Raw genomic sequence first — 18902 nt, 5'->3', positions numbered from 1 at the left:
GACGCTGGTTCTGCCCCCGCATCTTGTTCTCGGCCCCACGACCCCGCTCAGCAGAAGGGTCCCTGTCCATCGGAGTGTTTTTCGCCATGCCCCACCCATACCCACCCACCGCAACACATATGTCACCCTCCGTAACTTTTCTCCCTCCACCCCCTCCCGCCCCTAACGGGTAACGAGGCTGTGACACGCGATCGCCGTGGCAGCCACCACGTTCAGCGAGTCCACCCCCAGCGCCATCGCCGACGCGCTCATCGGGATCGTGACGGCTTCGTCGGCTTCGTTGATCCAGTGGGAGGAGAGGCCGTCGCCTTCGGAGCCGAGCATGAGGGCTACCTTGTCGCCCATCTCGGCCTTGTCGAAGGGGACGGCGGTCTGGTCCGGGGTTAGGGCCAGGAGGCGGAAGCCGGCGTCGCGGATGACGGTGAGGTCGTTGTGCCAGTCCGTCATGCGGGTGTGTGGGACGGCGAAGACGGCGCCCATGGAGACCTTGACGGACCTTCTGTATAGGGGGTCGGCGCAGCGGGGGCTTAGGACGATGAGGTCTATGCCGAGGGCGGCGGCGCAGCGGAAGATGGCGCCGACGTTGGTGTGGTTGGTCAGGTCTTCGAGGACGAGGATGCGGGTGGGGGTGGGGGGTCGGGATAGGGAGGAGGGGAGGGTGGGGAGGGGGAGGCGGGACATGGAGGCCAGGGCGCCTCGGTGGACGGCGAAGCCGGTGAGGGATTCGGCGGTGGCGTCGGAGACGAGGTAGACGGGGCAGGGGAGGGTGGGGAGGAGGTCGGCGAGGGTGGGGAGCCACTTTTCGGTCATCATGAGGGAGCGGGCGGGGTGGCCGGTCTCGATGGCTCGGCGGATGACCTTGGCGCCCTCGGCGATGAAGAGACCTTGGGAGGATTCGAGGCTTTTGCGGAGTTGGCCGTCGGTGAGGTTCACGTAGTCGGCCAGTCGGGGGTCCGCCGCGTCGGAGATGGGTACCAGTTCCGCCATGACGGGCATTCTCCCAGGCCGTGGGGGGTGTGTGGGCCCCGATCCGGGTGCGGGCCCGATCCGGGTGGGCGTGGGGCAGGCGCGGGTGGGCCCGATCCGAGTGGGCGTGGAGCGGGTCCGGGTGGGGCGGGCGCGGGTGGGCCCGATCCGCGTGGGCGCGGGTGGGGTGGGTTAGGGGAGGTGGAGGGTGGCTAGGACGGCGCGGTGGTCGGTGCCGGTGATGGGGTGGACGGAGTAGGCGCGGACGGCGACCGTGGATGAGGTGACAATGTGGTCGAGGGTGAGGGGCGGGCCCATCATGGTGACGCCCCAGGTGGGGGTGAGGGCTGAGCCGCGGGCGTCGGCGGCGTCGGTGTAGCCGCGGGCGAGGAGGCCGCGGAAGGCGGCGTGGTCGAGGGTGCTGTTGAAGTCGCCCGCGAGGATCTGGACGGCCCCGTCGGCCGACGCCGAGGGGAAGCTCGCGTACGTGTGCCGCCAGTCCGCGACGGCGGAGGGACTGATGGGCGGCAGCGGGTGCACCGCCGTGACGTGGACGGCCCGCCCGTCAAGGGTGAGCGACGCGCGCGGCTGGTGGAGGACGGTTCCGTGGATCGGCGGGAGCGCGGTCAAAGGGTGCCGGGAGTACAACCCGGAGCCTTCGGCTCCCCACTGCGGCGCGAGTACGGAGTGCGGTAGGAGCTCGTCGAGCCCGTTCTCCTGGAACGCGGCGAGCGCGTCGGGCGTGAACTCCTGCACGCTGAGCACATCGACCTTGTGCGCGGCCACAAGATTGACGATCTGGGCGGCGTCGGCCCGCCCGAACATGAGGTTCACGGTGAGTATCCTCACGTTCGGTCCCGTCACCGAGGGCGCCGACGCGGCGAAGGCACGCGGGAGCACGGAGGCGGCGAGGACGGCGGCCGCGCCGGCGGCGAGCAGGGCGGCGCGACGGTTGCGCAGCGCGAGCGCGAGCCCGACCGGCACGATTGACGTGGCCGCCGCGAAAGGGGTGAGCGCGAGCAACGGAAGACCGAAACCCCCGACGTGCGGAATGCGGTCCGCGCCCACCGTGCGGGCGACGGCCCAGGTCGTCCACAGGGCGGCGGCGGCCCAAGCGATCCGGTGTCCGGTCCTGCGCCGGGGCAACGTTTCGGTCACGGATTCAGTGTCCACGACAACCCCAACGAACGGCGGCGAAACAAAAGCATCACCGCCGAGGCAGAGATCACTTACTCGGCACAGCGTACGGAATCGGTGGCGACGTGTGGTTCCCGGCCGCACAAGCTACTGACGAGTAATCCAAATAAATCAGGACATGACGTCTTGTACCGATAGATCACCTGTTTGCAGCCCTTTGTAACGGATGGGTGATAACGCTACAGTGCCTCCGACTGACGCCTGGCGCGTTGCTGACCAGGCAGGGCCCCCGATGACAGAACCCGGAGAGCACCATGACTCGTCCCCCCGGAGACCTCCCGGGCGAGGGTGGATACGGCTCCTCCTCGGAGTACCCGTCCCCTGAGAGCACCGACTGGTTCAGCCCTCGGACGGGTGGCTCGTCCTCCGCGCACGGGCTCTCGGCGAGCCCCGGGCCCGCGCAGCCCGCCGACTCCGCGTGGTCGCAGGACAGGTACGGCGCGGGCCAGTCCGGGCAGGGCTACGGCGCGAACGGGTTCTCCGGCGCGTCCGACCCCGGCGGTCAGGCTTACGGGCAGCGTTCCGCGTCGGACAACTCCTACTACGGCGCGCCCGTTGCGTCCGGCGCCTACGACCGTCCCTTCCCGACCGGCCCCGGCGACTCGTCTTCGACCCCGTCAAGCTCGTCGTCCTCCAACGGAGGAGGCAGCAGCGACTACGGGTACTCGGCTTCGGGCGAGTACGGCGGCGGCGGTAAGCGCAAGCGTAAGAAGGGCGCGCTCATCGGCCCGCTCGCGGGCGCGGTCGGGCTCGCGATGCTGCTCGGCGTGGCGGTGTGGGCGTTCGAGCAGAAGGCCGGGGGCTGCACGGGGACCAAGAAGACGTTGACGGTCGCGGTAGCCAAGGAGATCGCTCCCGCCGTCGAGAAGTCGGCCAAGGCGTTCACCGACTCCGGCAAGGACTTCGGCGGCGTCTGCTACGCGGCCGAGATCGTCGCGACGGACCCGAACTCGGTGCGCACCGCGCTCACCGGCGAGGGCGTCTCCTCCGGTTCGGTCGAGCGTCCCGACGTCTGGATTCCCGACACGTCGCTGTGGACCGGCCTGGTGCAGGCCGCCGACAGCAAGCTGGTCACGCCGACCACCACCTCCATCGCCACCTCCCCGGTCGTCGTCGCGGTGCCCAAGACGCTCGCGGCGCAGCTGGCCAAGGAGAACATCATGGAGAACCCGTCGTGGGACAACCTGTTGTCCGCGGCGGGCGGCGTGAAGGGCGGCGCGGTCACCAAGAACCAGCTGATCCCGCCGGAGCTGCTCGACATGCGGGTGCCCGACCCGGTGAGCACCGGCACGGGCATGTCGGCGATCTCGATGCTGCGCACCCTGCTGGAGAGCGACGAGTCCGCCGACACGATCTTCACCGGTGTCGCGCAGACGATCCGCAACCACACCGTGGCGAGCAACGAGGCGCTGTTCAAGAACTTCAAGCAGGACGCGCGCGGCCGCTTCCCGCTGCTCATCGCGCCGGAGTACTCGGTCTACAAGTACAACTCCTCGTCGCCTAAGGAGCCTGCCGTCACCATCTACCCCTATGAGGGGATGGTGAGCCTCGACTACCCGGTCGCGATCACCACGACGGACTCCAAGAAGGCCGAGGCGGGCCAGGAGCTCGCCAAGACGCTGGTGACGCCGGCCGCGCTGAAGAACTACGAGGCGCTCGGCTTCCGCACGCCCGACCGCAAGGCGCCCGCGGCGTTCAGCGAGGAGATCGGCCTGTCGCCGGGCCGCATCCAGAAGCTGCCGCTGGCGACGCCCGAGCAGATCTACAAGATCACCCAGGACTGGTCGAAGCTGTCGCTGGCGATCCGGATGCTTTCGGTCATCGACGTCTCCGGCACGATGAACGACCCGATCCCCGGCGGGAACGGCGCGACGCGCATGCAGGCGATCCTGCAGATCGCGTCGCAGGGCCTCACGCAGTTCCCGCAGGACAGCCAGATCGGCACGTGGATCTTCGCCGACCTGCTCCAGGGCAAGCAGGACTGGAAGGAGGTCGTCCCGGTCGCGCCGCTGAACAAGCGGTTCGGTTCGGTGACGCAGCTCGACCGGTTGAAGCAGGGCCTGCTGGGCGTCAAGGCGATGCCGGCGAACAACACGGGCCTTTACGACACGGTCCTCGGCTCCTACCGGTACATGAAGAAGACGCACCAGCCGGGCCGGATCAACTCGATCGTCCTGTTCACCGACGGGCTCGGCAACGACGACCCGCACGGCGGCATCACCCTCCCGCAGCTGCTGAAGACGCTGAAGCAGGAGGTCGACGAGCGCAAGCCGGTGCAGATCATCATGATCAGCATCGGTTCCGGCAAGGAGCAGCTCAAGATCATGAACGACATCACGCGCATCACCGGCGGTGACGCCTACATCCCGAAGAACGCCAAGGAGATCCAGAAGATCTTCCTCAAGGCGCTGTCGAAGCGGATGTGCGCGGGAGAGCAGAAGACCTGCTGACCTAGAGAATCGCCTGATTCGTCATAGAAAGGGGGGCTTGGCCGCAAGGGCCAGGCCCCCTTTTTGCGCAAGATCAGAGTTTCGCCGTCAGATAAATGGACGTACCAGTGTCAACCGTGACACAGTGCGAGCCGTCCTTCCTGTCGGATCCCTACCCGACTCCTCGCTGGAGGTCCTGAGTTGGCCGCATGGCAGGGTCAGCACGAGCCCGTGCCCGACACCCCTCACGAGGACCAGCCGCTGGTCCGGGCGATGCGCAACCGGTCAACCGACGCGCTCACGCTCGTCTACGACCGGTACGGGCCTCAGCTCTTCGACTACTGTCACGCGATCCTGCGGGACGAGCCCTACGCGGCGCGCGTCGTGCACGACACGCTGCTGGCGGCCGAGGCGCACATCACCCAGCTGCCCGCGCCCGACAAGCTGCGCGGCTGGCTGTACGCGCTCGCGCGGCGCGAGTGCCAGCGCATCCTGCGCGGCCCCGACCGGCCGACCAAGCGCAGGCCCGCGCCCGAGGCCCCCGACGAGTTCGGCACGCCGCAGGACCGCCAGCGCCATCACGACGCGCGGATGCTCGCCCACAACGCGCTCAGCGCGCTGACGGGACGCCAGCGCGAGGCCGTCGACCTGACGGTCCGGCACGGGCTCACCGACACCGAGCTGGCGGGCGTGCTCGCTATCCCGCTCGAAGAGGCCGCGGCGCTTGCCGAGGGCTCGCGCGACGACCTCGCCGAGGCGGTCTCCGGGCTGGTCGGGCACCAGCGCGTCCAGCTGAGCAGGCTGCTCGCGGTGATGCCGATCGCGATGGCCCCGCCGAACCTCGAGTCGCGGATTCTCGCAAGCGCGCTGGACCCGGAGATGAACGCCGAACGCGCCGCGATCGCGCGGCGCGCGATGCCGTTCGACTCGCGCGGCTGGCCCGTCGAGTCCGACCAGCGTCAGGGGCACCGCGCCCCGGCCGACCCCGACCGCACCCTCGTGGACCGTCCGTCGGACGACGACGAACGCGACGGCATCCCCGCGTTCGTGTGGCCGACCGTCGGGGCGGCGGCCGTTGCCGCGCTCGTCGCGGGGCTGTTCCTGTTCGACCTCAGCTCCGATGACGGGCCGAGCCGCGACAGCACCGTCGTGGCGGCGAGCCCGTCTACGAGTGAGGACGACGAGGAAGTCCTCGACGAGGAGCCTTCGGAGCGTCCTACGAAGACCAAGAAGCCGACGCAGAAGCCCACCGAAGACCCCGAGACGCCTACGTCGACTCCCACTCCCCAGCCCTCCACGTCAAGCCCTACGCCCACGCCCAAGCCGACGCCTACGCAGGTCGAACCCGGCCAGCTCGTCGTCGGGGCGGGCTGCACCATCGGCGCGCAGGCCACCCAGTGCTCGGTGCCCATCGCGGCCAAGGGCGGGCCCGTCAGGTGGTCGGCGCAGGGGTACGGGCCGATCAGCGGCGGCGGCTCAGGGCTGCTCAAGGCGGGCGCGACCCGGCTCGTCACGTTCACCGTGGCGCGTGCCGACGAGTGCGTCGAGGGGCAGATCGTCATCAACTTCACGCCGGCGGGCAGCACGACCGTCGCGTGGATGTGCCCGCCTGTCGAGCCCGACCCGGGCGACGACGGGGACGACGAGCCGGACCCCGCCGCCCCCTGACGCGCACGAGCCTCAGCCCAACACGCGTTATCCCAGCACTTCGTGGGCCCGGTCGAGCAGCAGCGGGACGCCGAGGCCGATCTGGTCGAAGCCCTCGCCGACGGTCTGTCCCTTGACGAACCGCGCGTGGATGCCCTCGAGGATGATGGCGAGCTTGAAGCAGCCGAACGCGACGTAGTAGTCGAGGCCGCTCACGTCGAAGCCCGTCAGCGCGGCGTACCGCTCGGTGAACTGCGCGCGGGTGGGGAAGCCGGGCTCGGCGGTGATGGTCGAGCCGACGGGGAGCTGCGGCTCGCCCGCCTCCGCCCAGTAGACGAGGGTGAGGCCGAGGTCGGCCAGCGGGTCGCCGAGGGTGGACATCTCCCAGTCCACGACGGCGGCGATCGCGGGCTCGGGCTCAAGGCGGACGAGCGCGTTGTCGAGCCTGAAGTCGCCGTGTACGAGGCCGCTGCGCGGGTTGTCAGGCAACGCGGCGGCTAGCCGCTCCACAAGCCGGTCGTAGGCGGGCAGTTCCCTTGTCTTCGACCGCTCCCACTGCTGGCCCCAGCGCTTGAGCTGGCGTGCCATGTAGCCCTCGGGACGGCCGAAGTCCCCGAGTCCCGCCTTGTCCACGTCGAGGGTGTGGATGGCCGCCAGGGCCTCGGCGAGGCGGTCGGACACCGCCGCGCGCTGCCCGGGGGTGACGTCGGCGGCGTCCTCGGGGACGCGCAGGATACGGCCGTCCACCCACTCCATGACGTAGAAGTCCGCGCCTAGGACGTCCTTGTCGGTGCACAGTCCCAGGGGGCGCGGTACGGGCACGCCGCCTGAGTCGGCGAGCGCGGACAGCACCCTGTGCTCGCGGACCATGTCGTGCGCGGTGGGCAGCACGTGGCCGAGCGGCTGACGGCGCAGGGCGACCGACGTACCGCCGGATTCGCCCGCGAAATCGAGCCGGTAGGTGAGGTTCGACCTGCCGCCCGCGATCAGCGTCGCGCCGGTGAGCGCGCCCGCGTCGGGCAGGGTGTCGGCAAGCCAGCGCGTGAGGCGGGGGAAGTCGAGTCCGGGTACGGGTTCTGGGCTCTCAGACGGTTCGACGCTCATGGACCCCTATTAGAACGCTACTCGGTTCACCGCGCGGCACCGGCCCCGGACAGTGAGCACTTTCTCCCCGTGTGGGGGACTTTCTTCTCGGGTACTGCCTGACTGGACTATTGCCGTAGTCATGGGCATGTAGCTCGTTTCAACTGCATACGCGATGCACGGGCAGGCATCGCCGATAGGGGGACACGTGGTCGAAGCCTGGATGAACGGCGCAGGACGACTGCACCTGGGCGCCGACGGAGGAGCTATGAAGGGCGGCGCCCCCCGCGCCGTGTGGAGCACCAGCGAGAACGACCCGGCCGGCGTCTCGGCGCGGTCGGTCGCCCAGGGCCTCGCCGCGGCGGACGCGCACGCGCACATCGTGTGGAACCCGCTGCGCGGCGAGCTCGTCCAGCTCGTCCCCGCCACCCGCGCGGGCCTGCTCATCGGCCCGGGAACGAGCCGTGAGGGCCGCGTCTGCCTGCAGATCTCCGTGGTCGGCAGGGCACGGTCGCCCTTCACCCAGGGCCCGCTGCTCGGCCTCGACAGGCTGCTCGCCTGGCTCGACTCGTGGGGCGTGCCGCGCCGCTGGCCCGCGGGGCCGCCCCTGGCCGTCCCCGCCGCGTACGAGGCGGCGCACAGCCGTCGGAGCTGGGCGCGCGGCGGCCATTTCGGGCACTCCCAGGTGCCCGGCGCGGCACGGCCGAGCCCCGGCGGCATCGACGTCCGCAAACTCACCGGACCCGACACGTTCCCGGCCGAACTGCCCAGGCCGCGGCTGAGCGCGGAGCAGCTCGGCATGCTCACCGCACGCCGTGGACCGCGGCATCTTGAGGCGGCTGGAGGGGTTTGACACCTTTGTGACTCTTATGGCATAGGGTCTCGGCCATGAACGGCCAGACTCCGCCAGGCTGGTACCCCGACCCGTACGGGAACCCCGGCCTGCAACGCTGGTTCGACGGCGCCCAGTGGACCCAGGCCACCCAGCCGACCGGACCCTCCACTCCCTCACCATGGCAGCCGCCTGTCGGAGGTACCCCGCAGCCCTGGCAGCCGCCCGCCACCGGCCCCGGCACCCCCGCGCCGTGGTCCCCCGCACAGCCGGGACCCCAACCCGGCCTCGCCGGACCCCCCAGACGCGACAACCGCGGCCTCGTCATGGTGCTCGGCGGTGTCGGCGTCGTCGTCGTCATCATCGCGCTGGTCGCCGTCCTCGTCTCGGTCCTGTCCGACGACGACCCCACGACGCCCCAGACCCGCGTCACCCCCACCGCCCCCGCCCAGGGCTCGATCTCGCCCGTCGTCGGGACGATCACCGACCGCGACTCGGGCCTGTCGTGGCCGCAGCTCGGCGGCGACTGGGCCGCGCCCATCGACGCCCCTGGCGACGACGAGCACGGCCTCAGCGCCGGCCAGACCGCGGTCGCCCAGAAGGCTTACGACGGGGTCGGCGACTACGTCGCGTCCGTCTACGGGGCAGTCCTGCCCACCTCCATCCCGTACACGGGCGGAGCCGGGGCCGATCTGGAGACCGTCACCAAGGCGTGGTTCAAGAAGATCGAGCCGAACTTCTACCCCGAGCACGAGACCACCGAGGTCGTCTCGCGCGCGCACAGCGTCAGCGGGAAGAAAGCCTGGTACTACGAGCTCGTCCTGAAGTTCCCGCAGGCGCAGAGCAAGAAGTGGAACTTCACCCAGGAACGCGTCGTCGTCGTCCTGGTCGACCGGCCCGGCTCACGGCCCGCCGGCCTGTACCTGTCGGTCCCCGACAGCTTCAAGAACCAGAGCGACGCCGAGACCATCATCAGCGGCCTCAAGGCCACCTGACCCTCCCCCGCCGGGCCAGGAGCACGCCGACGGGAGGGGCAAGCCCCTCCCGTCGTTCGCTGGGGAGTCCGGCCAAGGCGTAATGTTGAGTCGCCGCCGGTGAGCCCCGTCTCTCCCGCGGTGGTCTCCGGCCCTCGGCCCGGGGCCGTCTTTGTTGGCGTAAGGCGGCGGACCTGCGACGGCGCGGTCCCCGCGGGTGAGAAGGGCATATGGGCACCACCGACAAGCTGGTCTGGATCGACTGCGAGATGACCGGTCTGGATCTCACCCGCGACGCGCTCATCGAGATAGCCGTCCTCGTGACCGACCCCGAGCTGAACATCGTCGACGAGGGCGTCGACCTGGTGATCAAGCCGCCGGAGGAGTCGCTCGCGCAGATGAACAAGGTGGTGCGCGACATGCACACCACCTCCGGGCTGCTCAAGGAGCTGCCGGGCGGCGTCACCCTCGCCGAGGCCGAGACCGTCGTCCTCGACTACGTGAAGAAGCACGTCCCCGACCCCAAGAAGGCCCCGCTGTGCGGGAACTCGATCGCCACCGACCGCGCCTTCCTGGCCCGCGACATGCCGGCGCTCGACGCGCATCTGCACTACCGGATGGTCGACGTGAGCTCGATCAAGGAGCTGTCGCGCCGCTGGTACCCGCGCGTCTACTTCGCGAGCCCGGAGAAGAAGGGCGGCCACCGCGCGCTGGCCGACATCGCCGAGTCCATCCGCGAGCTGCGCTACTACCGCGCGGCGGTTTTCGTCCCCCAGCCGGGCCCCGACACCGAGACCTCCCGCGCCCTCTCGGCCAAGATCGTCGCCGAGGCCCCCGATATCGGGTGACGACCACCTCCACGAACCCGCTACACTGTTTCTCGCCGCTTCACCTCGAAGCGACATGGTGGGTGTAGCTCAGTAGGCAGAGCACCAGGTTGTGATCCTGGGTGTCGCCGGTTCAAGCCCGGTCATCCACCCCAGTGCGGAAGGCTCGGCCGTTGTTGAACGGTCGGGCCTTTTTGCGTTTGGGGGGCGGGGTGGTGTGGGGGTATTTATGCTGGTTTCATGATCCATGTGTTGGAAGCGCTGCCCAAGGTCGAGCTGCATTGTCATGTGGAGGGGGCGATGCGGCCGGAGACCGTCGGGGAGTTGGCGCGGGCCAACGGGGTGGGGCTGCCGGTCGCGGATGTGACTGAGCTGTATAGGTATGGGTCGCTTGATGAGTTCCTGTCCGTGTTCTGGCTGGTGCAGTCGGTTCTTGTGACGCGGGGGGACTGGGCGCGGCTGGCGTATGAGAGCGTCGTGGACGCCGCCGCGCACGGGCGGGTGTACGCGGAGCTGTTCTTCACGCCGGCGCGGCATCTGGCGGCGGGCCAGCGGCTCGGCGACATCGTCGGCGGGCTCGTCGAGGGGCTTGAGGCCGCCGAGGCCGAGACGGGGTCGCGGGCGATGCTCATCGCGGACATCGACCGGGCCTATGGGCCCGCGGCGGGGCTGCAGATGGTCGAGGAGCTCGGCGAGCTGCGGCCCGAGCGGGTGCTGGGGATCGGGATGGACTCCACCGAGCTCGGCGTGGACCCCGCGTCGTTCCACGAGGCGTACGCGCTCGCCGCGCGGCTCGGCCTGCGGCGCACCGGGCACCAGGGCGAGAACAGCCCGGCGTCGGCGATCGCGACGGTGGTCGACGTGCTCGGCGCGGAGCGGGTGGACCACGGGCTGTCGCTGATGGACGACCCCGAGCTGGTCCGGCGGTTCGCGGGCGAGCGGATCCCGCTGACGGTCTGCCCGAACTCCAACATCAGGATCGCGAACGCGTTCCCGTCGCTCGAGCTGCACCCCTACCCGGCGATGCGCAAGGCGGGGCTGCTCGCGACGCTCAACACCGACGACCCCGCGATGACCGATCTCGACCTCGGCTACGAGTACCGGTCGGTCGCCGAGGCGTTCGGCTACTCCTTCGCCGACATGGTCGCGATCGCGCTCGACGGCGTCGAGGCGAGCTGGCTTGACGACTCCGACAAGGCGGCGCTGCGCCGTCGCGTCGAGGAGTCCGCCGCCGCGCTCGACCAGCCGGACGAACAGGACTGAACCGACATACGCATGCATGCCGACCACAGCGGGTAATCACCCCATGTAATGACAGATCACACGGTGACCGGGGGCCCGGCCTCTCGCACAGGCCGGGCCCCCGGGCGATCAGCGGCGCGCGCAGAGCGCGTACGCGGTGACGGTCGGGCCCGCGACGTCCACCGGGGCGACGACGACGCGCCAGTCGACGTCGTCGGGGTAACTGGCGCGCACGACGGGCTCCTCCGCGCCGACGCCCTCGATCCGGAACCCGCCGCCGACGAGCCGGTACCGCGACGGGCACGTGGCGGTCGCCGCAATCGCGTCAGTCGTCCCGATCGCGACGGCGTCGCCGATGACGACGCGGACCCGCAGGCCGCCGCCGGTGTTGCACAGCGGGTTCAGCGCCGCGGTCTCGACGCGGGCGCAGTCCGCCGCGGGTTCGGCGGCCGAGGCGGCGGCCGCGCCCAGGCCCGCGCCGAGGACGCCGAGGGCGAGCGGGGCGAGCAGGATGCGGCTGAGGGTGCGTTTCATGTGAACCTCCCGATGTCCGGCCGCCGACGGTGTGCGGCGGCTCCCGATCCGGCGCGCGACCGGACCTCACCGTCGGTGATCTTCCCCGGGACGCAGCGGGGCACAGCCCACCGGAACACAAAAAAGGATCTTGAAAGCCCCAAGATCACCGGTAACCGCACGCACCACCGGAATCACCGGGCATCAGACACCCCCCGAAAGGCTGGATAACCGGTCTTACCAGGAGAAATACGGACGGGGGCCGATGATGTCGGTATATCCGGGCATAGGCGATCACGGCATGATCGGGGACCTCCAGACCGCGGCCCTGGTCTCCCGCGACGGGGTCGTCGACTGGTGGTGCGCACCGAGGTTCGACTCCCCCAGCCTGTTCGCGTCGCTCCTCGACCACAGACGCGGCGGGCACTGCGCGCTTACGGCGGCCGGTACCGTCCGGCAGCTCTACCTTCCCGACACCGCGATCCTGCTGACCCGTTTCATGGGCCCGGGCGGTGTCGGCGAGGTCGTCGACTTCATGCCGCCCGACGAGGGACCGGCCACCGACGCGCACCGGATCATCCGGATCGTCCGAACTGTCCGGGGCTCGGTGGACTTCTCGTTCGCGTGCCGTCCGCGCTTCGACTACGGACGCGCGGAGCACAGGCTGGAACTGCCCGCCGCGGGGACCGCGGTCTTCCACGGGCCAGGGCTCGACCTGCACCTGCAGGCCCTCGGGCCCTTGGAGCTGCGGGAGGATGCGGGCGACGCCGTCGCCGGGTTCACCCTGACGGCCGGGCAGCGTGCCGCGTTCGTGCTGACGACTGCGTCGTCCGGGCCGGTGGCCGCGCCGTCGGAGGTCGAGGTGAGGGCGGCGTTCGACGCGTGCCGCCGGTACTGGCACCGGTGGCTGCGCGGCTGCTCCTACCGGGGCAGGTTCCGCGACACGGTGAACCGTTCGGCGATCACGCTGAAGCTGCTCACCTACCATCCGACCGGCGCGCCCGTCGCGGCGGCGACGATGGGGCTGCCCGAGCAGATCGGCGGCGAGCGCAACTGGGACTACCGGTACACGTGGGTGCGCGACGCGTCCCTGTCGGTGGGCGCGCTCACCGAGCTCGGCTTCACCGCCGAGGCCGCCGCGTTCCGCCGCTGGATGCGCGACAGGCTCGACGCGGGCGGCACGGCCTCCGGCGAACCGCTCCAGATCATGTACCGGGTGGACGGCGATCCGCGCCTCGATGAGGAGGTCCTCCACCACCTCGAGGGGTACCGGGGCTCCGCGCCCGTCCGGGCCGGGAACGCGGCCGCCGACCAGATCCAGCTCGACATCTACGGGGAGGCCGCTTACGCGCTCGCGGAACGCGACGGAATCGCCCAGATCCACGGCTGGCGGGCGCTCGTGGACGTCCTCGACTGGCTCGCCGAGCACTGGGACCGGCCCGACGAGGGCGTCTGGGAGACGCGCGGCGGCAGGCAGGACTTCACCTTCAGCAGGCTGATGACCTGGGTCGCCTTCGACCGGGGTATACGGCACTCCCTGACGCACGCAAGGCCGGCCGACGTAGCGCGCTGGACGCGGGTACGCGACGAGGTCTACCAGCAGATAGTGGACAGGGGCTGGCATTCCGGGCGGAAGGCGTTTGTGCAGCACTTCGCGACTGACGTCCTCGACGCCTCCCTGCTGCTCATGCCGCGCGTGGGGTTCGTCGCGCCCCATGACCCCGTCTGGCTGTCCACCCTTGACGCGATGGAACGCGAACTTGTGAGCGACGGCCTTGTGTACCGCTACGACCCGTCGGCTTCTCCTGACGGCCTACGCGGCGAGGAGGGGACATTCAACCTGTGCAGCTTCCTGTACGTGGAGGCGCTGGCCCGTACCGGACGCGTCGAACGGGCCCATTACACGTTCGACAAGATGCTCACCTACGCCAACCACGTAGGGCTGTTCGCCGAGGAGTTGGGGCAGTCCGGGGAGCAGCTGGGCAACTTCCCCCAGGCGTTCACCCACATCGCGCTGATCGGGGCCGCGCTCGCGCTCGACGAGTGCCTCGACGGCCGGTCTTAGCCCTCTTTGACCGTGAACCGACCCTTTTGAGGGGCTGTGTCGAGACATCGATCGGTATGACGGTCTTAGAGCGACTATCTCGGGGGGCGCGATGAAGGGCAAGGTCACCGTCATCAGGAAGGGCCCGATAACGGTCCACAGCTACGTCGCGCCGCCCGACGGCCTCGAGGTGACGACCCAGCTGATCGAGACGCCCAAGCGGATCATCGCGATCGACGGGCAATACGCGCTCGAGTACGCCGACGAGGTCGTCGCGTACGCCAGGGAGCTCGGCAAGCCGATCGACCGGCTGATCGTCACGCACGCCCACCCCGACCACTTCCTCGGCGCGGAACGGTTCGGCGCGCCGGTGTTCGCGCTTCCCGAGACGATCGCGGCGATCGCGTCGATGGACGACATGACCGACCCGTCCGGGCGACGGGTGCCCGTCGAGGCGGTCATGCCGACCCAGAAGGTCGTCGTGGGGACCGACCTGATCGACGGCATCCCGTTCTCGTTCGAGCACCTGCGCGGCGGCGAGACCGCCGACACGCTGATCGTCGCGCTGCCTGAGCACCGCGTCCTCATCGCGCAGGGCCTGGTCAGCAACCGGGTCCACCTGTGGCTCGCCGACCGCGACTTCGCGGGCTGGCGGGCGAACATCGACAAGCTCGTCAACCGCAGGTACGACACGATCCTGCCGGGCCACGGCGAGCCCACCGACCGGTCGGTCTGGAACGAGCTGCGCGACTACCTCGACAAGGCCGAGGGCTTCGCCGACGCCGACCCCGAAACCTACAAGGCGAAGATGGTCGAACGCTTCCCCGACTACGGGGGCGTCGCGCTGCTCGACCTCGCCTCCTCGAGGCACCCGCACCCGACGCGCTAGCACGCTGGAACGCCGGGGCCGCGGCAGGGCAGTTGCCGAACGACGCGGTAAGCGCGCTGGGGCGTCGGGGGGCCAGGGGACTGTCGGGTCGGCGAGGAAGACGCGGACGGCGGCCGTCGTCAGCGCGCGGTAGCGCAGGGCCCCTGTGTCCTCGGCCTTGGCCGTGCCGGTGGGGCCGTCGGTGTAGTGGCCGGCGAGTTCGAGGCTGAGCGCGCCGTGGGAGGCGGCCCAGAGCAGGTCGGTGACCTCGTCGGGGTCGGTGCCCTTGGCGAGGATTCCGGCGTGCGCGCAGGACTTCACGGCGTCGCGCAGGACGTCGAGGCTGGCCCGGGCGAGCGCGCGGGCGGCGTCGTCGGGGGTGAAGCCGGGGATGACGTCGAAGAACATCACCCGGTACAGGTTCCGTTCGGCGAGGGCGTTCTCCCGGTAGGCGCGGCCCAGGCCGGCCAGGTGCTCGGCTGGGCCGTCTCCGTGCGGGGCCGCCTCCAGGCGTCTCCTTAGCCGCGCGAAGCCCTCCTTGTACAGGGCGTCGGCTATGCCGTCCTTCGCGCCGAAGACCCTGTAGAGGACCGTGGTGGAGCACCCTGCGGCTGTCGCGAGGCGGCGCATGGTGAGCGCGGAGGGGCCCTCGTCGGCGAGGAGTTGTGCGGCGAGGTCTATGAGGCCCGTACGCAGGGCCGCTTCTCCGCGCTCGCGGGTGTCGAGATAGAAGCTCATGCGTTGTGCCAGTCCTCAAGCGGGCGATAGACGGGGATGCCGGCCTTCACCATGGCATCCCTGCGGGAGAAGTACGCGTCGCCCATGGGGTCGACGCCGAGCAAGGGCATGGAACCGCGCCAGATCGTCACGTCCTCGGGGGCGAGCTCTTCGGCCTCGGCGAAGTGGGCGGCGGCCTCGTCGTCGCGGCCCTGGCGGTGCAGCCAGAGGGCGAGGGCGGCCTCGGTGCGGGCCCGCTGGCGTTCCGGGGTCGTCCGACGGGTGGCGCGGCGGGTTTCGTCGGGGGTGAGGCCGCTTTCGTCCTGCGTCACCCAGCGCTTGAGCGCGCTGAGGGCGGCCGAGGAGTCGATGCCGGACATCTCCCGGAACAGGTCGGTGGCGAACTGGGTGTCCTGGGGGCGCGCGACCTTTCCGTCCGCGTCGATCCACACGACGGTCGGCACGTTGAGCACGTCGTAGAGGTCGGTGACGTGGCCGTCGGCGTCGATCAGGGCGGTGTGCGGGTCGCCTTCGGCGAGGGCCTCGGTGATCCAGGGGGCCGCGTCGGCGGGCCGCCGGTCGAGGGCGACGCTCACGACCGCGAAGCCGTGCGGCGCGAGCGCGGCGTGCTGCGCCTGCCAGGCCGCGAGGTCGTAACGGCACCCGCACCACGACGCCCAGAACACCAGCGCGACCTTCCGCCCGCGCAGGTCACTCAACCTGTGCGACTTGCCCTGCACATCGGCGAGCTCGAAGTCAGGCGCGACCTCCCCGACGAGCCCGTCGGCGCGCTCCCCCGCCGACACCCCCACCGCGACGACTCCCTCGGCGACCGCCACCGGCCGCCCGAGAACCCCCGCGAACCCCACAAGATCCACCCACTCGCCCTTTTCGACCCCCGCCACGGCCCCCACCGGCACACAAGCCTCTTCCCGACACCACCCGTAATCCTTCCGCTCCCAGCCCAACGCCGCCTCAACCCCGTCCCTGGCGACCCACACCCGCCCCGACGCCGCGGCTTCCTCCCCACGCGCCTCGACGACGACCTCTCGCCCATCCGCGACAACCGTGATCCGCATGCCAGCTCCCTCGTAGTAACGCTGTTCTTCTACAGTAACGCTGTTATTCAGAACCACAACCCCCAAGAACGCCGAGTTCGAAGAAGCCACCCCTGGGTCTCCTGACCGAGAGCCCCCTGTGGCGTTTAGGCAATCCCCACCTACCTCAACAGGCCCTGAAACATCACCCGTCACAGAACGGTGACAGCCCACAACAGAGCGCACTCCCGCGGGGAACGGGCGACCACCCCGACACGTTGGCCGAGATGAAGCACCGCCCTCAGAACGACGTCCACGAACTTCAAAGGAGAATCCCCGTGGCCTCATTGGTCAGTCGCATCCAAAGGCTCCTGCACAGCCCCAAGGGCAGGCAGGCCCGCTCGCGCGTCGAACGCCTGGCCCGCGACCCCCGCACCCAGGCCAAGGTCCGCACCCTCCTCTCCCGCCGCCCCCGCCGCCGCTACTGACCCACCCGGGAGACCCCCACCCCGCCGAGGCCGCCCGCCCCAAGCCGCACGCGGCGACCCGCCGGAATAGGCCCCTCACATCACGAGCGACGACCCCGATGAGACCGGCCGTCCCGAGATGAGCTGGAACGCCTCGACGGCGAGCGCGGCCTGTTGCGCCTGCGGAAGGGAGTCCGCGTCAAGCCCGCGGCCCACCGCGATCACCCGCACCAGCGCCGCGACCGACCGCACATGCTCCTGGTAGAGCGCGTCGACACCGGGCGGCCACTCGGCGCGGTCCCACGCCTCAAGGTCCGCGTACGCCCACCCGAAGGCGGAAAGCGCCCGCCCCAGCGCCGCGAGCGCGTCCTGAGCCCGCCCCAGCGCGACTCGGTAAGGCGAACACGCCCAGGCCGTCGCGGCCCCCACCGCGACCACGAAGAGGCCGAGCACCGCCACCACCCCGGCGGCCACCGCCCCCGCCGTCACGCCCCCGCCCCCACCCGAACGCGGCTCTGCGTCGTGAGCAGGGCGGCGAGTTCGGCGACGTCGGGCGCGACGAGCGTGGACAGCAGCCCCGCCCCCATCTCCGCCCACGTGAGCTTCCGCCGCCGCCGCGCGACAACAAAGTCGCGAACCTCACAAACCTCCCACCCCACCCCATACTCCACCCGCAACTCCCCAAGCGTGATCTCCCGCCCCATGCCTCGCCTCCTGCTGTCGCTGTTATCGCTGACAGCAGGTAATCGCTTACGGAATGTGCTGCGAGGGGGAAGGTCTCCCCTGGCGTCGAGGGGGACAGTCTGCCCCCCTGGGTCAGGCTGCTTCGAGGCCCAGCGAGGAGCGGAGGGCGGCCGCGTCGCGGCGAGTGGCGGGGGTGCCTGTTTCGGAGAGTTCGAGGATGGCGGAGCGGGCCCAGGGGGAGAATTTGAGGGTTTCGGGGGAAGCGGTCTCGGCCTGGCGAAGGAGGGCCACGGCCGCGACGGGCTCGCGGCGCATCAGGTAGGCGCGCGCGGACTCGGTGAGGTGGAAGGAGCGGCGGGTCGCGGAGGGCAGCGCGTCAAGGTCGAGGCGGTCGGCGAGGCGGGAGGCGGTGCCGCCGTGGGTGAGGTCGGCCTGGATCGTGACCGCGTAGGCGTCGACCATGCTCGTCCCGAACACGAGCCAGGGGTGCGCGTAGGCCCGGCCCAGGCCGCGCGCGGCCCGGTGCGCCTCGTCCCAGTGGCGGAGCGCGTCGCCCTCCCGGCCGCTCTTGGCGTGCGACAGCGCGCAGGCGAGCTGGAGGAGCCCCCACCTCGCCAGGTCCTCGCCGCCGCGCTCGGGGTCGAGGAGCTTCATAGCGCGCTGGGAGAGGTCGATGCGGGCCGCGTCACGTTCGCCCGAATTGCGAAAGATGTGGTTCATGTACCAGGCGGCCACGGCGATGGCGTGCGGGTCGTCGGAGTCCTGCGCGGCGGTCATCGCCCGGTCTCCGGCGAGCAGCACCATCTCGGGGACGGGCTGGAAGGCCAGGTAGAGCTGGACGAGGTGGTAGATCCTGGCCAGCTCCCGGTGCGCCGCGCGGCGTTCCCGGCCGTCGTGCAGACGTGCCGCCAGGCGGCCCTGCCGGATCAGGTCGGGCAGGACGACCGCGACCGCCGTCCGCTGGCGCGCCGAGCCATGCCAGAGCTGCCACGCCGCCGACGCGCGTCCGGCGAGTTCGGCGGAGGTGAGCGGGGTGATGTCGCCGGTGTCGATCGGGTAGTCCGTCAGGGCGTCCGTGACCGAGGACAGCGACCCGTGCGCGCCCTTCGTGTAGGACGCGATCGGCACCGGGCCGCCGACGAGATCGTCGAGCCCGACGTTCAGGACGTGCGCGAGACGTTGCAGCATGGGCAGCCTCGGCTGCTGGAGCCGTCCGCCTTCGACGTCCTTCACCCAGTCGGGCGAGCGGCCGACGAGCCCGCCGAGCACGGGCCTGGTCATGCCGAGGCGGTCGCGGTAGTGGCGCAGGCGGTCACCGAACGGGGCGTTCGCGGGCGGGGAGTTGCGCTCGTTCATACGCTCTCGCGTCCTTCCT

General features: G+C 70.5%; 17 protein-coding genes, 1 tRNA gene and 1 pseudogene. 10 read left to right on the top strand and 9 right to left on the bottom strand.

The genetic code is table 11. The annotated features are described in order from the left end of the window. Positions 1–162 precede the first annotated feature (162 nt). Complete coding sequence (locus R9X44_RS23940; RefSeq protein WP_319816502.1) at positions 163–987, bottom strand: RNA methyltransferase; 825 nt, start codon at positions 985–987, stop codon at positions 163–165. 171 nt (positions 988–1158) lie between these two features. Beyond that, positions 1159–2124 (bottom strand): endonuclease/exonuclease/phosphatase family protein, encoded by a 966-nt coding sequence (locus R9X44_RS23935; protein WP_319816501.1) that lies wholly within the window; start codon positions 2122–2124, stop codon positions 1159–1161. Positions 2125–2417: 293 nt separating this feature from the next. On the opposite strand from R9X44_RS23935, the gene R9X44_RS23930 reads away from it, so the two are divergent. After that, the gene (locus R9X44_RS23930) at positions 2418–4613 is read left to right on the top strand and encodes a substrate-binding and VWA domain-containing protein (protein WP_319816500.1); all 2196 of its coding nucleotides are present in this window, start codon (positions 2418–2420) and stop codon (positions 4611–4613) included. 210 nt (positions 4614–4823) lie between these two features. Continuing rightward, positions 4824–6260 carry a sigma-70 family RNA polymerase sigma factor gene (locus R9X44_RS23925; protein WP_319816499.1) on the top strand — a complete coding sequence of 479 codons (1437 nt, stop codon included), beginning with the start codon at positions 4824–4826 and terminating at the stop codon, positions 6258–6260. 27 nt (positions 6261–6287) lie between these two features. Here R9X44_RS23925 and R9X44_RS23920 read toward each other — a convergent pair whose 3' ends face one another. Beyond that, a complete protein-coding gene (locus tag R9X44_RS23920) occupies positions 6288–7343 on the bottom strand; it encodes a phosphotransferase family protein (protein WP_319816498.1) in 1056 nt (351 codons plus the stop codon). Positions 7344–7590: 247 nt separating this feature from the next. Here R9X44_RS23920 and R9X44_RS23915 point away from each other — a divergent pair, with 247 nt between their 5' ends. The 5 genes from R9X44_RS23915 (at position 7591) to add (ending at position 11218) form a co-directional block, all read left to right on the top strand. Next, positions 7591–8175, top strand: a complete 585-nt coding sequence (locus R9X44_RS23915) for a hypothetical protein (RefSeq protein ID WP_319816497.1) — start codon at positions 7591–7593, stop codon at positions 8173–8175. Positions 8176–8210: 35 nt separating this feature from the next. Then, positions 8211–9149 (top strand): DUF2510 domain-containing protein, encoded by a 939-nt coding sequence (locus R9X44_RS23910; protein WP_319816496.1) that lies wholly within the window; start codon positions 8211–8213, stop codon positions 9147–9149. A 209-nt stretch (positions 9150–9358) separates the two neighbouring features. After that, entirely contained in the window at positions 9359–9976 is a 618-nt protein-coding gene (gene orn / locus R9X44_RS23905; RefSeq protein ID WP_319816495.1) for an oligoribonuclease, read from the top strand. Positions 9977–10034: 58 nt separating this feature from the next. Continuing rightward, positions 10035–10110: transfer RNA gene (locus R9X44_RS23900), tRNA-His, on the top strand. An 85-nt stretch (positions 10111–10195) separates the two neighbouring features. Then, the gene (gene add / locus R9X44_RS23895; RefSeq protein WP_319816494.1) at positions 10196–11218 is read left to right on the top strand and encodes an adenosine deaminase; all 1023 of its coding nucleotides are present in this window, start codon (positions 10196–10198) and stop codon (positions 11216–11218) included. A gap of 108 nt (positions 11219–11326) precedes the next feature. On the opposite strand, the gene R9X44_RS23890 is transcribed toward add, so the two are convergent. Continuing rightward, a complete protein-coding gene (locus R9X44_RS23890; protein ID WP_319816493.1) occupies positions 11327–11731 on the bottom strand; it encodes a hypothetical protein in 405 nt (134 codons plus the stop codon). Between the two features lie 244 nt (positions 11732–11975). On the opposite strand from R9X44_RS23890, the gene R9X44_RS23885 reads away from it, so the two are divergent. Together R9X44_RS23885 and R9X44_RS23880 are read left to right on the top strand one after the other, a co-directional pair. After that, entirely contained in the window at positions 11976–13775 is a 1800-nt protein-coding gene (locus R9X44_RS23885) for a glycoside hydrolase family 15 protein (protein ID WP_319816492.1), read from the top strand. A gap of 91 nt (positions 13776–13866) precedes the next feature. Further along, on the top strand, positions 13867–14643 hold the full coding sequence (locus tag R9X44_RS23880; RefSeq protein WP_319816491.1) for an MBL fold metallo-hydrolase: 777 nt from the start codon (positions 13867–13869) through the stop codon (positions 14641–14643). Positions 14644–14880: 237 nt separating this feature from the next. Here the strand turns inward: R9X44_RS23880 and R9X44_RS35800 are convergent. Beyond that, a pseudogene (locus R9X44_RS35800) lies at positions 14881–15360 on the bottom strand (TetR/AcrR family transcriptional regulator); the annotation flags it as partial. Next, the gene (locus R9X44_RS23870) at positions 15357–16418 is read right to left on the bottom strand and encodes a TlpA disulfide reductase family protein (protein ID WP_319816489.1); all 1062 of its coding nucleotides are present in this window, start codon (positions 16416–16418) and stop codon (positions 15357–15359) included. The pseudogene R9X44_RS35800 and the gene R9X44_RS23870, both read right to left, overlap by 4 nt. Before the next feature lie 296 nt (positions 16419–16714). Between R9X44_RS23870 and R9X44_RS23865 the strand changes: the two genes are divergently transcribed. Beyond that, positions 16715–16864, top strand: a complete 150-nt coding sequence (locus R9X44_RS23865) for a hypothetical protein (RefSeq protein WP_319816488.1) — start codon at positions 16715–16717, stop codon at positions 16862–16864. Between the two features lie 75 nt (positions 16865–16939). Here the strand turns inward: R9X44_RS23865 and R9X44_RS23860 are convergent, their stop codons facing one another. The 3 genes from R9X44_RS23860 to R9X44_RS23850 all read right to left on the bottom strand — a co-directional run bounded on the left by R9X44_RS23860 (position 16940) and on the right by R9X44_RS23850 (position 18883). Further along, on the bottom strand, positions 16940–17332 hold the full coding sequence (locus R9X44_RS23860; RefSeq protein WP_319816487.1) for a hypothetical protein: 393 nt from the start codon (positions 17330–17332) through the stop codon (positions 16940–16942). Beyond that, the gene (locus tag R9X44_RS23855; RefSeq protein WP_319816486.1) at positions 17329–17547 is read right to left on the bottom strand and encodes a hypothetical protein; all 219 of its coding nucleotides are present in this window, start codon (positions 17545–17547) and stop codon (positions 17329–17331) included. The genes R9X44_RS23860 and R9X44_RS23855 overlap by 4 nt, the downstream gene beginning before the upstream one ends. A gap of 112 nt (positions 17548–17659) precedes the next feature. Then, positions 17660–18883 (bottom strand): helix-turn-helix transcriptional regulator, encoded by a 1224-nt coding sequence (locus R9X44_RS23850; RefSeq protein ID WP_319816485.1) that lies wholly within the window; start codon positions 18881–18883, stop codon positions 17660–17662. Positions 18884–18902 lie beyond the last annotated feature (19 nt).

The organism is Actinocorallia sp. A-T 12471 (genome assembly GCF_033875155.1).
Taxonomy (GTDB): domain Bacteria; phylum Actinomycetota; class Actinomycetes; order Streptosporangiales; family Streptosporangiaceae; genus Actinocorallia.
Note: the sequence above shows the minus strand (reverse complement) of the source record. Positions and strands in the feature narration are given on the sequence as shown.